This window comes from Phaeobacter sp. SYSU ZJ3003 (assembly GCF_041300735.1).
Taxonomy (GTDB): Bacteria; Pseudomonadota; Alphaproteobacteria; order Rhodobacterales; family Rhodobacteraceae; genus Phycobacter; species Phycobacter gallaeciensis_A.
Genome location: NZ_PXNU01000050.1, coordinates 19,713 through 38,286, shown reverse-complemented (window position 1 = coordinate 38,286; position 18,574 = coordinate 19,713). Strand labels below are relative to the sequence as shown.

Here is an 18,574-nt window from a genome sequence, read left to right as displayed (position 1 = left end):
AGCCTACGGCTCAGGGAAAGCAACGCCACCCTTCAAGCAAAGTTCAACATCAACAGGGACATCCCCAGCATGCCCCGTCGATTCTCATTTTTGAAGTATGCAAACTTCAGTGTAACAACTGGCACGGACAATGAATTCGAATATTGATATGTGTCAACCGGGCAGCCAGTACGACCGCGCGAACGTTGCTACATCACAACAATGGTGATGCCCCCAAATGGTTATGCTCTGGCCCGGGGTGCTGTGGCACTACTTCGCCACTGAAGTGTTGTAGAACAGCCAATAGCCTGTCCAGGGGCGCGGATACCGTCAGCGTATGACAGTTTTTGGAAATGGAAACTTATTGCCAAGGGTCATCATCAATCCCTGACTATTTCGTGTTACAGTCGCAAATTAGGGAATTAATGGCGGAGAGACAGTCCGCCAATATTACATCCTTGGTCGTCCAGGGTGATCCTACTATTCGTTCTTAATCAGATAGTTATGTTAGACGTTCGTCCTAGAAGGTCTTGACAGATGCACGTAAATCCGGTCATTATTTGATAGTTGAATTGATAGTTGTTAATTGCATGGCACGCACACTGAACAGACTGACTGCAAAAGAAGTCGAAAAGAAGAAAGCGCCGGGACTCTATAGCGATGGTGGTGGCTTGTATCTGCAAATCACGAAGGCCGGAGTGAAATCTTGGCTGTTCCGCTACATGATCAACGGCACGCCCTACGGAATGGGCTTGGGCCCCACTCATACGGTCACTTTGGCAGATGCTCGCGAGAGGGCCATGGAAGCTCGCAAATTGAAGCTAAAAGGGATCAACCCCCTAGAAGCCAAACGTGAAGCAAAACTAGAGGCTATGGTGGCGCAGGCCAAGCTGATGACGTTTGATCAATGTGCAAGCGCATATATCGAAGCGCACCGTTCGAGTTGGAAGAATGCCAAGCATGCCGATCAATGGAGCAACACAATCACGACGTATGTTAGCCCGATCATTGGGGCATTGCCTGTTGCACAGGTGGACACAGCTCTAGTTCTCAAAGTGCTCACACAGGAACAAGAAAATGGTCAGCAATTTTGGCAAGCCAAAAATGAAACCGCCAAGCGGGTACGTGGTCGCATGGAGTCGATTCTGGGCTGGGCCACAACTAGCGGTGCCCGTTCAGGCGAAAACCCGGCTAGATGGAAGGGCCACTTGGAGAACTTGCTGGCCGCCATTGACAATGTGCGGACGACGAAAAACCACCCATCACTTCCATGGCAGAGGGTAGGGGGTTTTGTGCAAGAGATTCGCCAGCGAGAAGGCATGGCAACTAGGGCGCTAGAATTCACGCTCCTGACCGCTGCACGCAGTGGCGAGGTACGTGGTGCCATGTGGTCAGAGATCGACCTGGCAGCAAAGATTTGGACCATCCCTGCTGCACGCATGAAGGCTAAACAACAGCACGAAGTGCCATTGAGCCCAGCCGCAATTTCGTTATTGAAACAGCTTCCTCGCCTTGAGGGTACGGATGTGGTTTTTCCGGGGACCAAAGGGCAACCCCTATCGGACATGAGCTTGACGGCGGTCATTCGGCGTATGAACGCGGCAACGCCGACATGGGTGGATGAAGAAGGCAAGACCGTGACTGTTCATGGCTTCCGCAGTACGTTCCGTATGTGGGCAGCGGAGGCGACCAACTATCCCAGAGAAGTGGCGGAACATGCCCTAGCTCACAGATTGCCTGATGCGGTCGAACGAGCGTATCAACGTGGAACGCAGTTCACTAAACGAGCTATGATGATGAAGGATTGGGCTGACTATTTGGGTGGGTGGAAAACCAATGTTGATGAAAAATACTAGGTTCATTGATCTAGTTCCATTCAAATACGTAATGGAAGAGCACATCAAGACCCCACTTCAAATGAAAAGAGTCTTTATTGCTGGTATTCGGAAAGTTTTTGAGTTTTATGCAGTAAGCCAAACTGACAGTCGCGTTCAAATGGTTCGCTGGGCTGAAGAAGAGATCGACATCCCTCCTTATTTTATTAGATATTATGAGAGAGAGGAAACCGTCTTTGCACCACGGGGTAACCTGCTACCGATAACCAGGTTGGATCATTTCGACAAACTCTATAAAGGGGTGTTGAACGAACTCGACCTTTACGTAGACATAGAGGACTTGGAAGAGGTTATTGAATACCAGCGTGACGATCATTTGTTTGAAATGCATGCAGACCCTAAACACCTGACTCCGCCCTCAGCCTTTAAGACCGTGTCGTTTGACCACGTATTTATCCGTGTGTCGGACCTAGAAAAGATTTTCGACACAATAAGTGGGGCCGACGGTGCGAAAGAAAATAAACAAGTTAGGAGGGAGAAAATATTTATTAGCTGGCTTAAAGATAAGGATCACCAAGCAGTTAGTAATATGAGAAAGAGCGACGTGTGGATGGAATTGAACAAACTAGACCGCACGCTATTTGGTGTCGAACCCAAGAATTTTTTTAGGGACCAGAAGATCATCACCTTTAAATCTGGCCGCAAACCTAACTAGAAGCTGTAGTGTACAGGCGCATTGAACCGACTATTGGCCGACAGTTTTACGAGGAAGCTTCTGTGACAGCACGGATGCTCCGACGGATTCAACTCTCGCAGGGCATGTCCGTGACCGAACAAGGCCGCTGAGTTGTCGTTCATGATCTCGCAAGAATCATGTACGCCTCTGTGCCCCGATCACGAGGGCGCAAATCGGCCCATCGTCACAACCATGGCCTCCATGTTGACAGGAAACATGGTCAAGTTCCTCTGACATAATTGACCACTTTAGCCCCATCCCCTTGAAAAACTAGGGCCTAAATGTGGTCAAGATCGTTGATCGATTTTTACCATGTTGACCAATTTTTTCCAATAAAAATCAGGGTCATAACTTCGAACGAGGCAGCGGAAATCGTTCCCTGCCCATCTAATCAATTATTGGAGAAAATATGCCAAAACTAATCAAACTACACGAAACCATGGCCCAAAGCGGCCTCTCCCGTTCGCAGCTCTATGCTCTTGCCCAAAGAGGTGAGTTTCCCAAACCAGTGAAGCTTTCCGAACGCTCTAGCGCATGGGTAGCAGCAGAAGTTCAAGACTGGATCGATGCACGCATTGCCCTGCGTGATAAGGAGGCTGCGTAATGAATAATCTTACAGTGGCGGCAAATACCCACAAGCCTACCATCACCCCTGAGAACAACGCCACGGCATCGCTAAGCGAAGTCAATAGCGTTGAAATGAAGCTGGCAGCACTTCTAATGCGGGACCCTGACGTAACACCGCTGTCAAGCGAAGCCGGGATGCCTGTCGACGCCTTTGACTTTGATCTTCTGCCCGACACGCTAAAAAAGTGGGCAAAAGACATTCAAAAAAGGCTGCAATGCCCGCCTGATTTCATCGCAGTCAGTATTATGATCGGTCTCGCGGCTGTCGCGGGCAACAAATATAAGATACGGCCAAAATCAGTCGATCACACTTGGTCCGTGGTGCCAAATCTATGGGGACTATTAATTGGCTCCCCTAGTTCCAAAAAGACACCAGCATTGAATGCGGGATTGGAGCACATCTATTCACTCGATAAATCTGCAAGAGAAAAAGGAAAGCGGATCGTTGTAAATGACTCTACAATTGAAAAAGTTCAGATACTACAAGCAGAAAATCCGGCTGGATTGCTTTTGGTCAATGACGAAATTTCAGGAATGTTCAAAGGCTTTGAAAGCCAAAGTCGGAGCGGCGATAGGCCCTATCTCCTTCAGGCGTTTAATGGTGATAAGCCGTATTCAGTGGACCGGGTGGGAAGGGACTCTGTTTACATTCCTCAAAATACGTTAAGTCTGATAGGAAATATTCAGCCAGATGTGTTGAAATGCTGTTTTAGCGGAAACCTAAATACTGGCGATGGTTTCTTACAAAGGCTTCAGCTTGCCGTTTTTCCAGATTTCAAGCCCAGCTTCAAACTTGTGGACTGTGCGCCAGATGAATTTGCCCATGAAGATGCAAAAGAAACATTCACCAGCATCTATAACGGCGTGGGCAAAAACCTGAATTTCGCCCTAAAACATCAGCACATATTCAACGATTGGTATGAACGGAATGCAAAGTTAGCAGTGGAGTTTGAGAACCAAGGGCGGAACGACTTGGCCAGTCACCTACAGAAATTTCCTGCCTTGGTCGCATCACTCGCCCTCTTGATAGAGCTTGCCGATAATCAGCACATAACTGAGGTGGGAGAACAATCTTTAAACAAGGCGATTGGCTGGTCAAATTACCTTTTCAGTCATGCCAAGCGGATCTACGGGTATGGGGATGAGGGCTACAAGGCAGCCAACCTGCTTCTTGAGAAGCGACAAAAACTAGAAGAGGACTTTTCGCCAAGCCAGGTGAAACAAAAAGGCTGGAAGGGCCTGAATGATCTGAATTTCATCAATGCTGCCATCGATGTTCTTGTTGCGCACAATTACCTCATGCGTGAAGAAAAATCCGCCAAGGAAACTGGTGGCAAGCCAAGCCTGAGGTACAGATGGAACAACACACTCTAAGCTGGGCTTGAGACATCAGGCGAAACGCGGGACCGTCCAAAGAACCTAAAAAACCTAATTTTCTCTACCTCAAACGATGAAGGGGAAGTATTTTAGGTTTTTTAGGCAATTTTCTCCGTCATGCGTGTTTTTGAAATGCACGTTCTGGCGGGGTTTTCTGGATGCGAAAATGCTAAACACGGCAATGCTCGGTAAGCGTGGTATAAAAACGGAGGGATGAATTTCCCTATAGGAAAATCCGTCCATCCGTTTTCTTCATGTTGGATTGATGTGTGTTCGTAGTCAGGGATACTGGCTGGCTGCTGGGGAACTAGGAATACCTATGCAGGGGATGCAGTTCCTAGTTCTGATGGTGGATGCCTGGCTGCTGGAGCAGCATCCCCTAGCTTTCAGTACAGGAAAGCCTGAAATGCGTTTATGGCATCCGTAGGGACGATTAGCTGACCGTACGTTTCTGTAGGCAACAGAGCTAAGCGATATGGTCCCTAGATGTACTCAAGCTACTAGAACGGCTTGTGATGGTCGCAACAAAGGCTTTCTTGTTCATCGGAACTCCAAACTAGTGGAGAAAAGTGGAGCGCCCGATGTCGCCTCCCAATAACTTAGAAATGAATCTCTCTTTAGGCCTCATGGTAATTGAACAGCCATGGAGGGTTTATTGACTTTGGCCTGAGGTCTGCAGAAGATAATTTTTCCATTTCCTCCATCCTCTCACTTAGAAAAAAATCTTTTCTTCTCTTCGGATCGGTATCCGTTAAGTGAATTCGCTCAGAGGTATAAACCCTAACATCATAGCCTTTCACCTCAATGAAATACGCACCATGTTTGTCGTATTTAACATTTTTATTTAAATAATTAAGGGTTTCCTTATCGAAATTAAGGTAAGTATCTTTTTCCAGTATGTCCCGATAGCTAACCCCAAATAAATCATGCCTACTGTTTATATACCCAACAATGTCACTTAGTCGAAATATTGCTAAGTCCTGATACACAGGCAACAATCCAAAGGCTTTCTTGTGGGAAGTAATTGTTATTTCTCCACCAACGCTATGCTCGATAAAGTAATAATTGTATCGGCCTCTTGATTGAATAATAGACTTAAAATTTGGCTCACCATAATCAGAAATCTTAACTCTTGCATGTCCTATACTCATAAAAAATATCCTTTTTTAAGTGAAGCCCCCCAGAGGCGACTTGCCTTTAAAATTTTTGACCTCAGATCGCACGGCTCTCTCATCGTCTTCAGGGGCGACTTGCTACACAAGGCTGATTGTTGACGCATTTGGCTGAATTCTCTATCAGTTACGTAAGTTCTCGATCCTAGTTGGTCTGAAGGAAAGTTGAGTTCATTGGATCGAGTTTGGCGATTGGTGAAACTAAGCCATATCACGGTGTAATCAATGTCTGTTATGAACGTACCATTTATAGTAAACTATAATTGCAAGGAAAACGCCGATCCAAGACAATATTGCCCAGATCAAACCAGATACCATCGCCCCGACGAGAGAGCGAAGAAAGCTTTCATTCTCGTGCAAGTAGTTTTTTCTCCAGTTGGCTTGCAGCATGCCGCCAAGGAAACCAATGGAAAAAGCGAATAACGCGCCCGAGATATACATATATTGATCCCCTCAATTTACGAAAACAGCATAAATATTGCTACAGGAGGTATAAATATGCTGACGACACCAATCATGAATCCGCCTGCAAATCCCTTAATAACGCCCGCAATGTAGCAAAATGCCAGCAAAGTTCCTAATATTTGCTTGATCATAACATCGTCCCTTTTGGTAAAGATTTTAGCACCAATCCTTCATCGTCTGCAAGCACGACTTGCTGCTCTTGGCTGACCGTCAAAAAGAACACTGACAGACCAACACCGGGGGGCAGTGGTGTGGTGGATTGAAAAATCAGTAAGTCATACCCCAAGAACAAATGCGCTAGATTTCTCATATGGCAGGCTGTGTAGGGTTGTCTGCGCACATCTTGCGCTGTCTGCGTTGGCGCTCATGCATGGCCTGAACTGCCGGGCTGAAGGGGAACTAGGGAGATAGCCACAATGGTTCTAGTCCTTCGCATGTACAACGGTTGGCTGACGATGAAAAGCATACCCTCCCTAGTTTCTGTAACAGCCAATGCTGCTGACCTTGCTCGAAGTGTGCTGAAAACTAGGGGATAAAAAACGTTCCACTTTTCCTTAAAGAAAAGAAAAAACAGAACAAAACATCCACCCATACCCCTATGAAGGTGGTCATCTCGTTCCTGAACCGTTGGGTAGGAACGCAGTGGAGCGAAGCGTAACGAAGTGACGTGCCCATAAGGTGAAGGGAAAGAGATGATGACACTCCGTTAGGAGTGGCAAACCGTTGGCGCAGAGCATCGTCTAGAAGAATCAAAAAAATCCTGGAACGTAAGAGGCTAGTTTTCGGACACTACCGGATGTTCCAAGACGATAACCGTCCAGCACCACAACTTAGCATGCGGCCAGCTTCAAAACCAAAATCTGGTTTGATAGTTATTTTGATAGTTGAGTTTCCAAATCTACCAAAAACCCTTATTTTGAAGGGAAAATGGCGGAGAGACAGGGATTCGAACCCTGGGTTCCCGTGAAGGAACAACGGTTTTCGAGACCGCCCCGTTCGACCACTCCGGCACCTCTCCGCGGGGGGTGAGCGGCGGTTTAATGTTGAATTCTGGCGGGCGCAAGGGGGGATTTTCAACTTCTTGAGCGAAAGTCGCTTTTTCATTGTCTGTCAGACAATTTACCATAGATTCGTGGGTATGACACATTCTCTTCTAAAACCGCTGGCGTCGCTTTGTGCTGCGCTGTTCATTGGCGTCTTTGCATCCGGGCTTTTGTCTCCGGCCAGGGCCGCTGACCGTGCTGAAGTGACCGCTTTTCTTGAGGTCACTGGATTCGACGTGGCGCTGGACAGTATTGCACTTTCCGCCGAAAGCGCGCCTGAGATGCTCGGGCTTGAGGCCGGGGATTTTGGGCAGGAGTGGACCCGGCTGGCCGAGCGGGTGTTCGACACCGAGCGGATGCGGGCGCTGGCGCTCGATATCCTTGTCGAAACGCTGGACGATGCCGCGCTGGATCATGCGGCGGCCTTTTATGCCAGCGATCTGGGGCAGCGGCTGGTGGCAGCCGAAAATGCCGCCCATATGGTCGAGGATGACGAGACCAAGCAGATTGCGGGACAGCGTATTATCGCCGATCTGGTGCAGGGCGGCAGCGAACGGCTGGCCTTGCTCCAGCGGATGACAAAGGCGGTTGATGCCGCAGATACCGGTGTCAAAGCAATCCAGCAGATCCAGTTCCGGTTCCTGATGGCGGCCAGTGCCGCCAGGGTGATTGATCTGCAATTGGACGCCGACGGTTTGCGGGCCTGGCAGCAGGAGCAGGCGCCGGGCATGCGGATGGCGCTTAGGGCCTCCAGCATGGCTTCATCCGCCTATGCCTATCAGGATTTTTCCGATGAAGAGGTCCGTTCTTATGTACGGGCGCTGGAGACGCCGCTGATGCAAGAGGTCTATGAGTTGCTGAATGCAGTACAGTATGAGATCACTGCCAACCGGTTCGAGGCGCTGGCCTACCAGATGAAGGGGTTGGGGCAGGGCGAAGACATCTAGGCGCGCCAGTTCCGGGCGGCCCTGTCACCCTTTTCCCTCCGGACCGGCGCACGACATGTATCGGGGCGGCAATCAGTGGTTGACATGAGCCACTTTCTGGATAAAAAGCGCCCATCCCGGCCCGGAATCTCTGTGCCGGGTCTATTTGTAATACGGCCCGTACAAGGGTCGCGCTGTTCGAGGCGGCAAAGGTTTAAACACCAAATGCCGAAACACCTGAAGTTCAGGGGCCGAAGGACGCGGTTGAAAAAGGAAAGACGCACATGTTTGCGGTCCTCAAGACTGGCGGCAAGCAGTACAAGGTTCAGGCGGGCGACGTGCTCCGCGTTGAGAAACTTGCTGCTGATGCTGGCGAAAAAATCCAGTTCAACGATGTTCTGATGCTCGGTGGCGACGCCCCCGTGGTCGGCGCTCCCTTTGTTGACGGTGCTGCGGTTCAGGCCGAAGTGATCGATCAGATCAAAGGCGAAAAGCTGATCCACTTCGTCAAGCGCCGTCGTAAGCACTCGTCCAAGCGCACCAAAGGCCACCGTCAGAAGCTGACTCTGGTCAAGATCACCGACATCCTGGCGTCGGGCGCGGACAAATCCGGCGTAAAAGCTGCAACCGGTAAAGGCGCAACCGCACCTGCCGCTGCTGCTCCGGCTGCCAAGAAAGCCGCAGCACCCGCTGCTGCCGGTTCCGACGATCTGACCAAGCTGACCGGTGTCGGCCCTGCCGCCGCTACCAAGCTGAACGACGCTGGTCTGACCAGCTTCGCACAGATCGCAGCCTTGTCGGCAGACGATATTGCTGCTATCGACGCCATCAAAGTGAAACCCGAATGGGTTGAGCAAGCCAAAGATCTGGCTAAAGGCTAAGGAGATAGACAATGGCACATAAGAAAGCTGGCGGTTCCTCCCGTAACGGCCGCGACTCAGCCGGTCGCCGCCTTGGCGTGAAACTGTATGGTGGCCAGGCGGCCATCGCAGGCAACATCATCGTACGTCAGCGCGGCACCAAGTTTTGGCCGGGCGAAGGCGTTGGTCTGGGCAAAGATCACACCATCTTTGCAACCACCGACGGTGCTGTGACCTTCCACAAGGGCCTTAAAGGCCGTACCTTTATTTCGGTTCTCCCAGTGGCGGAGGCCGCTGAGTAAGCCGAACCCGAAGTGGCAAAAAATATTGAGGGGATCGGTGATAGAGCCGGTCCCCTTTTTCGTTTTAACCAGTAATCCGCAAATGATGTCCGACGGGCAGGGTGTTCCGGGGTGGTCCCGGAAGGAAACGCTCCCAACCGGACGAATTTGCAGCCCGGGGCTGGCGTCAGGCAGATCAGCACCTATCTTGGTGCTTTCCCGGAAAGGCCGTACCGGTCGCCGATCGACGATTGGTCTTTTGAGGAGGAGCAAGGCAATGAGTTTGGATCAGACAGACCAGCAACCGGTCATCGAGACAGAGCGGTTTTTGCTGCGTCCGCTGCGCAAATCGGACGCGGGTCTGATCGCGCATTACGCGGGGGATGAACGGGTGGCGCGGATGACCACCTCGATCCCGCATCCGTTGCCCCCCGGCGCTGTCGAGGCCTATGTGGCCCGCGCCATGGCGCCGGACCGCGAGGAGGACATCTGGGCCATCGACGGCACCCCGTCGGGCGGAGATGAACTGAAGGGCGTGATCGGGCTGAAGCGGATGGACCGCAACCAGTCCGAAGTTGGGTTCTGGATCGCACCGGCGTTCTGGAACACCGGCTTGGCCTCCGAAGCCCTTGAGGCGCTAGTGCAGGCCAACCCCTTGGGCAATGCAGCGATGTTTGCCTCGGTGTTTCAGGACAATCCGGCCTCGGCCCGGGTCCTGATCCATTGCGGGTTCGAATATCTTGGTGATGCAGAGACTTTCTGCGTGGCCCGGGACTCGACCGTGCCGACCTGGACCTACAGCCGAAAACAGTGATTGGCGGCTCTTCCCCAATGGGATAAGCCAATCGCAAAACCATGGCATGGGGTGCTCAATGCCCCTGTCCACAATCGAAAGCTGCGGAGCCGCCGCCTGGCGATCTGCACGAAGGAGCTGACATGAAATTCCTCGATCTGGCAAAGGTCTATATTCGCTCCGGCGCAGGCGGGAACGGGTGTATCAGCTTCCGGCGTGAGAAATACATCGAACACGGTGGTCCCGATGGCGGCGACGGTGGCAAGGGCGGTTCGGTCTGGGTTGAGGCCGTGGACGGGCTCAACACCCTGATCGATTTTCGCTATCAGCAACACTTCTTTGCCAAGAACGGCCAGTCCGGTATGGGGCGTCAGCGCACCGGCAAGGATGGCGATGATATCATCCTGCGGGTGCCGGTCGGCACCGAAATTCTGGATGAGGATGAAGAGACCGTACTGGCGGATATGACCGAACTCGGTCAACGTGTGCTGCTGGCCAAGGGCGGCAATGGCGGCTTTGGCAACCTGCATTTCAAAACCTCGGTGAACCAGGCGCCGCGCCGTGCAAATCCCGGTCAGGACGGCGTCGAGCGCACCATCTGGCTGCGACTGAAACTGATCGCGGATGCCGGCCTGCTGGGTTTGCCGAATGCGGGAAAATCGACCTTCCTGTCGGCGACCTCCAATGCGCGGCCCAAGATTGCCGATTATCCCTTTACCACCCTGCATCCGAACCTTGGCGTGGTTGGCGTTGATAACGCTGAATTCGTGGTTGCCGATATTCCGGGCCTGATCGAAGGCGCCCATGAGGGACGCGGGATCGGTGACCGGTTCCTGGGCCATGTGGAACGCTGCGCGGTGCTGCTGCATCTGGTGGACGGCACCTCGGAAACGCTGGTTGAGGATTACCATACCATCGTTGGAGAGCTCGAAGCCTATGGCGGCGAGTTGGCGGAAAAGCCCCGGATCACTGCGCTGAACAAGGTGGACGCGCTGGATGACGAGGAGCGCGCCGAGGCGCATGCCGCCCTCGAGGCGGCCGTCGGCGGGCCGGTGCATCTGATGTCTGGCGTCAGCCGCCACGGGTTGACCGACGTGCTGCGCACCCTTCGCAACCAGATCAAAGAGGATCGCCTGCGTCTGAAACCCGAGGAAGAGGAAGAGACGTGGCAGCCCTGAGCGACGCCCGGCGCATCGTCATCAAGATCGGCTCGGCGCTGTTGGTAGACCGAGCCAGCGGTCAGTTGCGCTCTGGCTGGCTGCATTCCCTTGCCAATGACGTGGCCTGGCTGAAATCGCTGGGCAAGGATGTGGTGATCGTCTCCTCCGGCTCGATCGCGCTGGGGCGCGGGGTGCTCGATCTGCCGCGCCGCGAATTGCCGCTGGAGCAATCGCAGGCTGCTGCTGCCGTGGGTCAGATCCGCCTTGCTCGTGCCTATGAGGAAGCGCTGGCACCGCATGGGATCACCACCGCGCAGGTGCTGGTCACGCTGGAGGACAGTTCGGACCGGCGTCGGTACCTCAACTCCCGGGCGACGCTGGAAACCCTGATTGGTCTGGGCGCGGTGCCCATCGTCAACGAGAATGACACCATCGCCACCGACGAGATCCGTTATGGCGACAACGACAGGCTGGCGGCGCAGGTCGCTGTAACCGTCGGGGCAGATACGCTGGTCCTGTTGTCGGATGTCGATGGGTTCTACAGCGCCAACCCCGCGATCGATCCCGAGGCTCGCCGGTTCGACCGGATCGAAGAGATCACACCCGAGATCGAAGCCATGGCCGGCGACGGGGTGTCGGGCCTGTCCAAAGGTGGCATGATAACCAAATTGATGGCGGCCAAGATGGCCACGGCGGCCGGTTGCGCCATGGTGATCACTGAAGGTTCGGCCCTTAACCCACTGAAAGCGCTGGAAGATAGTGTTCCCTGCACCTGGTTCGTGGCGCAGGGCGATCCGCAAGCCGCGCGCAAACGCTGGATCGCAGCGATGAAGACGCGCGGCGTGATCACGATTGACGAAGGGGCCGCCAACGCCCTGATGAACGGCAACAGCCTGCTGCCTGCCGGGGTACGCTATGTAGAGGGGGACTTTGGCCGCGGGGAACCGCTGGCCATCCTGGGCCCAGACGGGCGCAAACTGGGGCAGGGCTTGTCGCGCTATACCGGTGGCGAGGCCCGCGCAATACAGGGGCGCCAGTCGGCCGAGATCGAAGCGACGCTTGGCTATCCGGGCCGGGCCGCATTGATCCACCGAGACGACATCGCCTTCTGATCTTCTTCTATATGGAATTTCCCTCGCGGTTCGCAGTAGTCTGTGACCCGAGGACGTCAAAGGCATGATACCGATGAAAGACACCGATGATATTCAGGCTCTGATGGCTGAGCTTGGCAAAAATGCAAGGAAAGCTGCGGAAAAACTGGCCACAGCCAGTGCCGAACGCAAGGAAAAGGCGCTTCTGGCCGCAGCAGATGCGGTCTGGCAGCAGCGTGACCAGATCATTGCCGCCAATGAAAAGGATATGGAGTTCGGGCGCTCCAAAGGGCTTTCGCCGGCCATGATGGACCGGCTGATGCTGGATGAGGCGCGTATTCAGGGCATCGTCGATGGCTTGCGCGCCGTGGCAGGTCAGAGTGATCCTGTGGGTGAGGTGCTGGAGGAATGGACGCAGCCCTCGGGTCTTCGGATTCAGCGGGTCCGGACGCCTCTTGGCGTGATCGGAGTGATCTATGAAAGCCGTCCCAATGTGACAGCGGATGCCGGCGCGCTGTGCCTGAAATCCGGCAATGCGGTGATCCTGCGCGGCGGCTCCGAAAGCTTCCATTCGGCGCGCGCCATCCATGCCTGCCTTGCCGAAGGTCTGAAGGCGGCGGATCTGCCGGAAACCGCGGTGCAGTTGGTGCCGACCCGTGACCGCGCGGCGGTGCAGGAATTGCTGACCATGACCGATTATGTCGACGTGATCGTGCCCCGCGGCGGCAAAGGGCTGGTTGGGCTGGTGCAGCGCGAAGCGCGGGTGCCGGTCTTTGCCCATCTCGAAGGCATCGTGCATATCTATCTCGACAAATCCGCCGACCCGCAAAAGGCGCTGGACGTGGTGCTGAACGCCAAAACCCGGCGAACCGGGATCTGCGGCGCCGCCGAATGTCTGCTGATCCATCAGGACATCGCCGAAACCATCGGCAAGGATGTCCTGACTGCCTTGGCTACAGCTGGCGTCGAAATCCACGCTGAGGAAGGTCTGCCTGGCCCCGGGAACATGGTTGTCGCCACGGCCGAGGATTGGGGTAAGGAGCATCTGGACGCCATCATCTCGGCCCGTCAGGTCGCCGATATCGACGAGGCAATCGCCTATATCCGGACGCATCATTCCCAGCATACCGATTGCATCCTGACCGAGGATGAGGCGGCTGTGGATCAGTTCTTTGCCGAACTCGACAGTGCCATCCTGATGCACAATGCCTCGACCCAGTTTGCCGATGGTGGTGAGTTCGGCATGGGCGCGGAAATCGGTATCGCAACCGGCAAGATGCACGCCCGTGGCCCGGTGGGCGCGGCGCAGCTGACCAGTTTCAAATATCTGGTGCGCGGCGACGGAACCACGCGCGCCTGAGGTCCAAATGAAACGCAAAACGCCACCCGCTGGGGTGGCGTTTTCTATTCTAAAAATCGTTTGAATCAGAAGAAGATCGAGATCTTTTCCAGCGCCTGCTCGACCTTCAGGTCCCGCTCTGCCTGCTTTGCGGCGTAGGGCAGCATCGCGAACTGGACCTGCGCGGGGGAGATCTTCACCTCTGCGTTGTCATCGCTGAGGCGCGCCCAGAGCGCATCATCCACATTCAGTTTCGGACCTTCGCCGATGACGGTCCAATGCCCATCCGCGCAAAGCACGGTGATGGTACCGCCATAGGGCAGGGCGCTTTCCAGGCAGAGCGCGGCAAGGAAGGCCATGCGGACCTCACTGCGGCTGGATCCTTCGAGAGGGGCCCACTGGTAGCTGAGCCGCCCGCCCTTGCTGACGTCATCCAGAACCGAAACAACCTCGGCGCGGCCCATCTGCTGATCACCTGCGGCGCCAAAGGCAATGCGGAAAAACCGGATGCGGGCATTGGCATTGGTCACGCTGTCGGAAATCAACTCCATCTCGGGACCGGAAACTTCGCCAGACATTCCAAGCAGTTCAAGGCCGTTGTTGATGGCGCCGATAGGGCTGATAAGATCGTGGCAGATCCGCGACCCTATCAATGCAGGCAGATCTTCATTATCTACAGCCATGTAATATCCTCCGAATTGGGCCAATTCAAATGACTGACCTCAATGCAATCCTTTCGCCGGGCATGTACGTGAAACACCCGGAACACCCGGAATGGGGGCTCGGGCAGGTACAGTCCAATGCCGCAGGCAAAATCACCGTCAATTTTCGGGACCAGGGCAAGCTCGTGTTCGATGGACGCCAAGTGGCCCTTGTTCCAGTGTTTGAGCCATAATGGTTTACGGCCAGTTAATAAACCCATTTCGGTTTTGTTAAACTCTTGCCTGTTTCAAAGCAGATACGCTATCTGCAGAGCAGCTTCGACCACCGAGAATTCCGATGCCTGACACCCCTTCCGACTTCTCTGTGCGCCTGGCCCGGACCGAAGAAGATCTGCGCGCGGCGCAGGCACTGAGGTATCAGGTTTTTGTGACCGAACTGGGCGGAGATGGGGAGCTTGTCGATCACGCGGCCGGGCTTGAACGCGACCGGTTCGATCCGTTTTTCGATCATATGCTGCTAACTGATACCAACAGTGGTCAGGTGGTGGGCGTTTACCGCCTGCTGACCAGTGATCGCGCAGCTGAGGTTGGGCAGTTCTATTCCGAGGATGAGTATGATCTGACGCCGCTCAAATCCTCGGGCCGCAGGTTGCTGGAACTGGGCCGGTCCTGCCTGCACCCGGAGTATCGCGGCGGCGCGGGGATGTTCCACCTGTGGAACGGTCTGGCGCAATACGTTGCCGAGCATGAGATAGAGGTTCTGTTTGGCGTCGCCAGCTTCCCCGGTACCGACGCGCAGGAACTGGCTGCCCCTTTGACGATGCTGCATCACAACCATCTTGCGCCGCCAGATCTGCGGGTGCGTTCGCGCGTTTACCAGCCAATGGATCTGATTGATCCGCAGCAACTGGACCGGCGCAAGGCGATGGTGGATATGCCAGCGCTGATCAAGGCCTACCTGCGTCTGGGCGGCTTTGTCGGCGATGGCGCATTTGTTGACCACACATTCAACACCACGGACGTCTGTCTGGTTCTGGATACCGAGCGGATGAACGCGCGTCAGAAACGGATCTATACCGGCGGCGGGGGCGCGTGAGCCTGCGATGAGCCCGGTTTGGCACAGTGATGAGGCGCCTGATCCGGTGCGGATCGGTCCGCTCGGGTGGATGCTGGTCTGCGTCAGGGTCTTGGTGCTTGGGACGCTGGTATTCGGCGGGCTGCTTGTTCTGCTTCTGGTACGGCTGATCGAATATCCGCTGTGTGGGCTGCACCGACCCGTGACGCCTTTCATTACCCAATTCGTCTGCCGCAATGCCTTCCGGGTGCTGGGTATGGGGTTTTCCACCACCGGCGCCCTCATGCAGCAGCGCGGGGCCGTCGTGGCCAACCATACGTCCTGGCTGGATATTTTCGCCCTCAACGCGCGAAAGCGGATTTATTTCGTCTCCAAGGCCGAGGTCGCAGGGTGGCCCGGCATCGGTTGGCTGGCGCGGGCGACCGGAACCGTGTTCATCGACCGCAACCCCAAGAAAGCCAAAGAGCAAACCCTGCTGTTCGAAGAGCGCCTGAAGGCCGGGCACAAGCTGTTGTTCTTTCCTGAAGGCACCTCGACCGATGGCCTCAGGGTTTTGCCATTCAAAACAACACTCTTCGCCGCATTCTTCAGTGACCATCTGCGCGATTTCATGCATGTTCAGCCGGTATCGGTGGTGTTCTTCGCCCCCAGCGGTGCGCCGGACCGGTTCTATGGCTGGTGGGGGGATATGGAGTTTGGGCCGCATCTGCTGAAAACCCTTGCTGCGACCCGGCAAGGCCGGGTTGAGCTGATGTACCACCCGCCGCTACGCGTTGCTGATTTTTCAAATCGCAAAGATCTGGCGGCGGCCTGCGAGGCCCAAGTGCGCGCAGGCCATGAGCAGTTGCGGGCAAAGGCAGCGAAATAAGCCTTGCGCCCCTGTCAAAGGTGACTTATACGCGCGCCATCGAACCCGCAGGCGGGGTTTGGGCCGATTTGGGGGAGACATCCCCAACGGCCCGCCGGTTGGAGCATCCGCTCTGAGACCCCCGCCGAGGATTAAACCGGAAAAGGAAAAGATAGCATGGCTCTTCCCGAGTTCACCATGCGTCAGCTGCTCGAAGCTGGCGTTCACTTCGGCCACCAGACTCAGCGCTGGAACCCGCGCATGTCGCCTTTCATCTATGGCGCGCGCAACGGCATTCACATCATGGACCTCACCCAGACCGTTCCGATGCTGGACCAGGCTCTGCAGGTTGTTCGTGACACCGTTGCAAAAGGCGGCCGTATCCTGTTCGTCGGCACCAAGCGTCAGGCGGCTCAGCCGATTGCAGACGCGGCAGAGAAGTCGGCTCAGTACTACATGAACCACCGTTGGCTGGGCGGCACGCTCACCAACTGGAAAACCGTTTCCCAGTCGATCAACCGCCTGAAGGAAATCGACGAGAAGATGGAAACCGGTGCTGAAGGCCTCACCAAGAAAGAGCGCCTGGGCATGGAACGTGACCAGACCAAACTGCAGGCCTCGCTTGGCGGGATCCGCGAAATGGGCGGCGTGCCGGACCTGCTGTTCGTCATCGACGTTAAAAAAGAAGCGCTGGCCATCGCCGAAGCCAAGAAACTGGGTATCCCGGTTGTGGCAATCGTCGACACCAACTGCTCGCCCGATGGCGTTGACTACATCATTCCCGGCAACGACGACGCGTCCCGCGCCATCGCTCTGTACTGCGATCTGGTTGCCCGCGCTGCGCTGGACGGCATGTCCGCACAGCTGGGTGCAGCTGGTGTTGACCTTGGCGCCCTGGAAGAAGCTCCCGAAGAGGAAGCTGTTTCCGAGGAAGCTCAGGCCTGATCCTGCCTGTCACAGATTTGACATCAGGGGCAGGGTATTTCCTGCCCCAATTCCGTTTCGATTTGAGGAGAGCCTAACATGGCAATCACAGCAGCACTCGTGAAAGAACTGCGCGACTCGACCGGCGCCGGCATGATGGACGCCAAAAAAGCGCTGACCGAAACCAATGGCGACATGGAAGCGGCCGTCGACTGGCTGCGCACCAAAGGTCTCGCCAAAGCCGCCAAGAAATCCGGCCGCACCGCAGCCGAAGGCCTGGTCGCTGTCGTCGTCGAAGGTGGCAAGGGCGTCGCCGTTGAAGTGAACTCGGAAACCGACTTCGTTGCGAAGAACGGCGAATTCCAGGAAATGGTTGCCGGCATCGCCAAGGCAGCTCTGAACGTTGATGACGTCGACGGTCTGAACGCGGCCGATCTGGGTGGTAAATCCGTTGCTGACACCCTGACCGACAAGATCGCCACCATCGGCGAAAACATGACCCTGCGCCGGATGGCCAAGATCGAAGGCGAAACTGTTGTGTCCTACGTGCACAACGCTGCCGCTGACGGCATGGGCAAAATCGGTGTCCTGGTTGCAATGACCGGTGGCGACGAAGCCTTTGGCAAGCAGGTTGCAATGCACATCGCCGCGGTTAACCCCGCTGCCCTGAGCGAAGCTGATATGGACCCGGCGGTTGTCGAGAAAGAGAAGCAAGTTCAGATGGACATCGCCCGTGAATCCGGCAAGCCGGAGCAGGTGATCGAGAAGATGATCGTTGGCCGCATGAAGAAATTCGTTGCGGAATCGACACTGCTGAACCAGCAGTTCGTCGTGAATCCCGACCTGACCGTCGAAGCCGCTGCCAAGGAAGCTGGCGCCACCGTGACCGGTTTCATCCGTGTTGAGGTTGGTGAAGGCATCGAAGTCGAAAAAGAAGATTTCGCAGCTGAAGTCGCAAAAGCGGCTCAGGGCTAATCTGCCTAGACAGACTTTTAAGGGGCCGGTGGGGAAACCTACCGGCCTTTTTTGCGTTTCTTGAGTACTTTGGTGGGTTAGAGGATCGTGTCTCGGTTCGAGGAACGTCTGAGCCAGCCCAGGGCGAACTGGCAGGGCGAATAGGGGATATGATCGGGGAATATGGGGCCCCACTGATAGGGATGGATGGGACCCCAAAAACATGATCACCGACGCTGAGTATAAGCGTCGGCAACCACACAGGTCGGAGAGCCTTGGTATTACAAGGGTCGTTTCCCAAAGTTCCTAGGCTAAAGCCACCACTCACGGAACATTTACAGACTGCGTCTTTTTGTACGAAATCGGTAGTAGTGTATTCCTTACCTATTTGACGCTCTTTAGCGTCTGGCAGGCTTAAACCTCCCTAG

At 54.9% G+C, this 18,574-nt stretch carries 18 protein-coding genes and 1 tRNA gene; 16 read left to right on the top strand and 3 right to left on the bottom strand.

The window, feature by feature from the left end:
- The first annotated feature begins 569 nt into the window (after positions 1-569).
- The 4 genes from C6W91_RS17010 to C6W91_RS16995 all read left to right on the top strand — a co-directional run bounded on the left by C6W91_RS17010 (position 570) and on the right by C6W91_RS16995 (position 4,551).
- Positions 570-1,835, top strand: coding sequence for a tyrosine-type recombinase/integrase (locus tag C6W91_RS17010; RefSeq protein ID WP_370571176.1), 1,266 nt, complete (start codon positions 570-572; stop codon positions 1,833-1,835).
- Positions 1,836-1,866: 31 nt separating this feature from the next.
- Positions 1,867-2,529: a hypothetical protein gene (locus C6W91_RS17005; protein WP_370571175.1), complete on the top strand. Its 663-nt coding sequence runs from the start codon at positions 1,867-1,869 to the stop codon at positions 2,527-2,529.
- A gap of 430 nt (positions 2,530-2,959) precedes the next feature.
- Positions 2,960-3,154: a helix-turn-helix transcriptional regulator gene (locus C6W91_RS17000; RefSeq protein ID WP_370571174.1), complete on the top strand. Its 195-nt coding sequence runs from the start codon at positions 2,960-2,962 to the stop codon at positions 3,152-3,154.
- Positions 3,154-4,551: a DUF3987 domain-containing protein gene (locus C6W91_RS16995; RefSeq protein ID WP_370571173.1), complete on the top strand. Its 1,398-nt coding sequence runs from the start codon at positions 3,154-3,156 to the stop codon at positions 4,549-4,551. Before C6W91_RS17000 ends, C6W91_RS16995 begins: the two co-directional genes overlap by 1 nt.
- A 620-nt stretch (positions 4,552-5,171) precedes the next feature.
- Here the strand turns inward: C6W91_RS16995 and C6W91_RS16990 are convergent.
- On the bottom strand, positions 5,172-5,705 hold the full coding sequence (locus C6W91_RS16990) for a hypothetical protein (RefSeq protein WP_370571172.1): 534 nt from the start codon (positions 5,703-5,705) through the stop codon (positions 5,172-5,174).
- A 1,414-nt stretch (positions 5,706-7,119) separates the two neighbouring features.
- A tRNA-Ser gene (locus C6W91_RS16985) sits at positions 7,120-7,209 on the bottom strand.
- 120 nt (positions 7,210-7,329) lie between these two features.
- Here C6W91_RS16985 and C6W91_RS16980 point away from each other — a divergent pair.
- From C6W91_RS16980 to C6W91_RS16950, 7 genes are all read left to right on the top strand, one after another.
- The gene (locus C6W91_RS16980) at positions 7,330-8,181 is read left to right on the top strand and encodes a DUF2059 domain-containing protein (protein WP_274837082.1); all 852 of its coding nucleotides are present in this window, start codon (positions 7,330-7,332) and stop codon (positions 8,179-8,181) included.
- 263 nt (positions 8,182-8,444) lie between these two features.
- Entirely contained in the window at positions 8,445-9,041 is a 597-nt protein-coding gene (locus tag C6W91_RS16975) for a 50S ribosomal protein L21 (RefSeq protein ID WP_065270310.1), read from the top strand.
- Between the two features lie 11 nt (positions 9,042-9,052).
- Positions 9,053-9,322 carry a 50S ribosomal protein L27 gene (rpmA, locus tag C6W91_RS16970; RefSeq protein ID WP_065270309.1) on the top strand — a complete coding sequence of 90 codons (270 nt, stop codon included), beginning with the start codon at positions 9,053-9,055 and terminating at the stop codon, positions 9,320-9,322.
- 256 nt (positions 9,323-9,578) lie between these two features.
- On the top strand, positions 9,579-10,115 hold the full coding sequence (locus C6W91_RS16965) for a GNAT family N-acetyltransferase (protein ID WP_065270308.1): 537 nt from the start codon (positions 9,579-9,581) through the stop codon (positions 10,113-10,115).
- A 122-nt stretch (positions 10,116-10,237) separates the two neighbouring features.
- Positions 10,238-11,272, top strand: coding sequence for a GTPase ObgE (gene obgE, locus C6W91_RS16960; protein ID WP_274837081.1), 1,035 nt, complete (start codon positions 10,238-10,240; stop codon positions 11,270-11,272).
- On the top strand, positions 11,260-12,366 hold the full coding sequence (gene proB / locus C6W91_RS16955; RefSeq protein WP_274837080.1) for a glutamate 5-kinase: 1,107 nt from the start codon (positions 11,260-11,262) through the stop codon (positions 12,364-12,366). The genes obgE and proB overlap by 13 nt, the downstream gene beginning before the upstream one ends.
- A 73-nt stretch (positions 12,367-12,439) precedes the next feature.
- A complete protein-coding gene (locus C6W91_RS16950) occupies positions 12,440-13,705 on the top strand; it encodes a glutamate-5-semialdehyde dehydrogenase (RefSeq protein WP_274837249.1) in 1,266 nt (421 codons plus the stop codon).
- 65 nt (positions 13,706-13,770) lie between these two features.
- Here the strand turns inward: C6W91_RS16950 and C6W91_RS16945 are convergent, their stop codons facing one another.
- Positions 13,771-14,367, bottom strand: coding sequence for a histidine phosphotransferase family protein (locus C6W91_RS16945; RefSeq protein WP_065270304.1), 597 nt, complete (start codon positions 14,365-14,367; stop codon positions 13,771-13,773).
- A gap of 29 nt (positions 14,368-14,396) precedes the next feature.
- Between C6W91_RS16945 and C6W91_RS16940 the strand changes: the two genes are divergently transcribed.
- The 5 genes from C6W91_RS16940 (at position 14,397) to tsf (ending at position 18,167) form a co-directional block, all read left to right on the top strand.
- The gene (locus C6W91_RS16940) at positions 14,397-14,579 is read left to right on the top strand and encodes a DUF3553 domain-containing protein (RefSeq protein ID WP_065270303.1); all 183 of its coding nucleotides are present in this window, start codon (positions 14,397-14,399) and stop codon (positions 14,577-14,579) included.
- 104 nt (positions 14,580-14,683) lie between these two features.
- Positions 14,684-15,442 (top strand): GNAT family N-acetyltransferase, encoded by a 759-nt coding sequence (locus C6W91_RS16935; RefSeq protein WP_274837079.1) that lies wholly within the window; start codon positions 14,684-14,686, stop codon positions 15,440-15,442.
- A 7-nt stretch (positions 15,443-15,449) separates the two neighbouring features.
- Positions 15,450-16,289 (top strand): 1-acyl-sn-glycerol-3-phosphate acyltransferase, encoded by an 840-nt coding sequence (locus C6W91_RS16930; RefSeq protein ID WP_274837078.1) that lies wholly within the window; start codon positions 15,450-15,452, stop codon positions 16,287-16,289.
- 156 nt (positions 16,290-16,445) lie between these two features.
- Positions 16,446-17,213: a 30S ribosomal protein S2 gene (rpsB, locus tag C6W91_RS16925; protein WP_065270300.1), complete on the top strand. Its 768-nt coding sequence runs from the start codon at positions 16,446-16,448 to the stop codon at positions 17,211-17,213.
- A 78-nt stretch (positions 17,214-17,291) separates the two neighbouring features.
- Positions 17,292-18,167 (top strand): translation elongation factor Ts, encoded by an 876-nt coding sequence (gene tsf, locus C6W91_RS16920; protein WP_065270299.1) that lies wholly within the window; start codon positions 17,292-17,294, stop codon positions 18,165-18,167.
- Positions 18,168-18,574 lie beyond the last annotated feature (407 nt).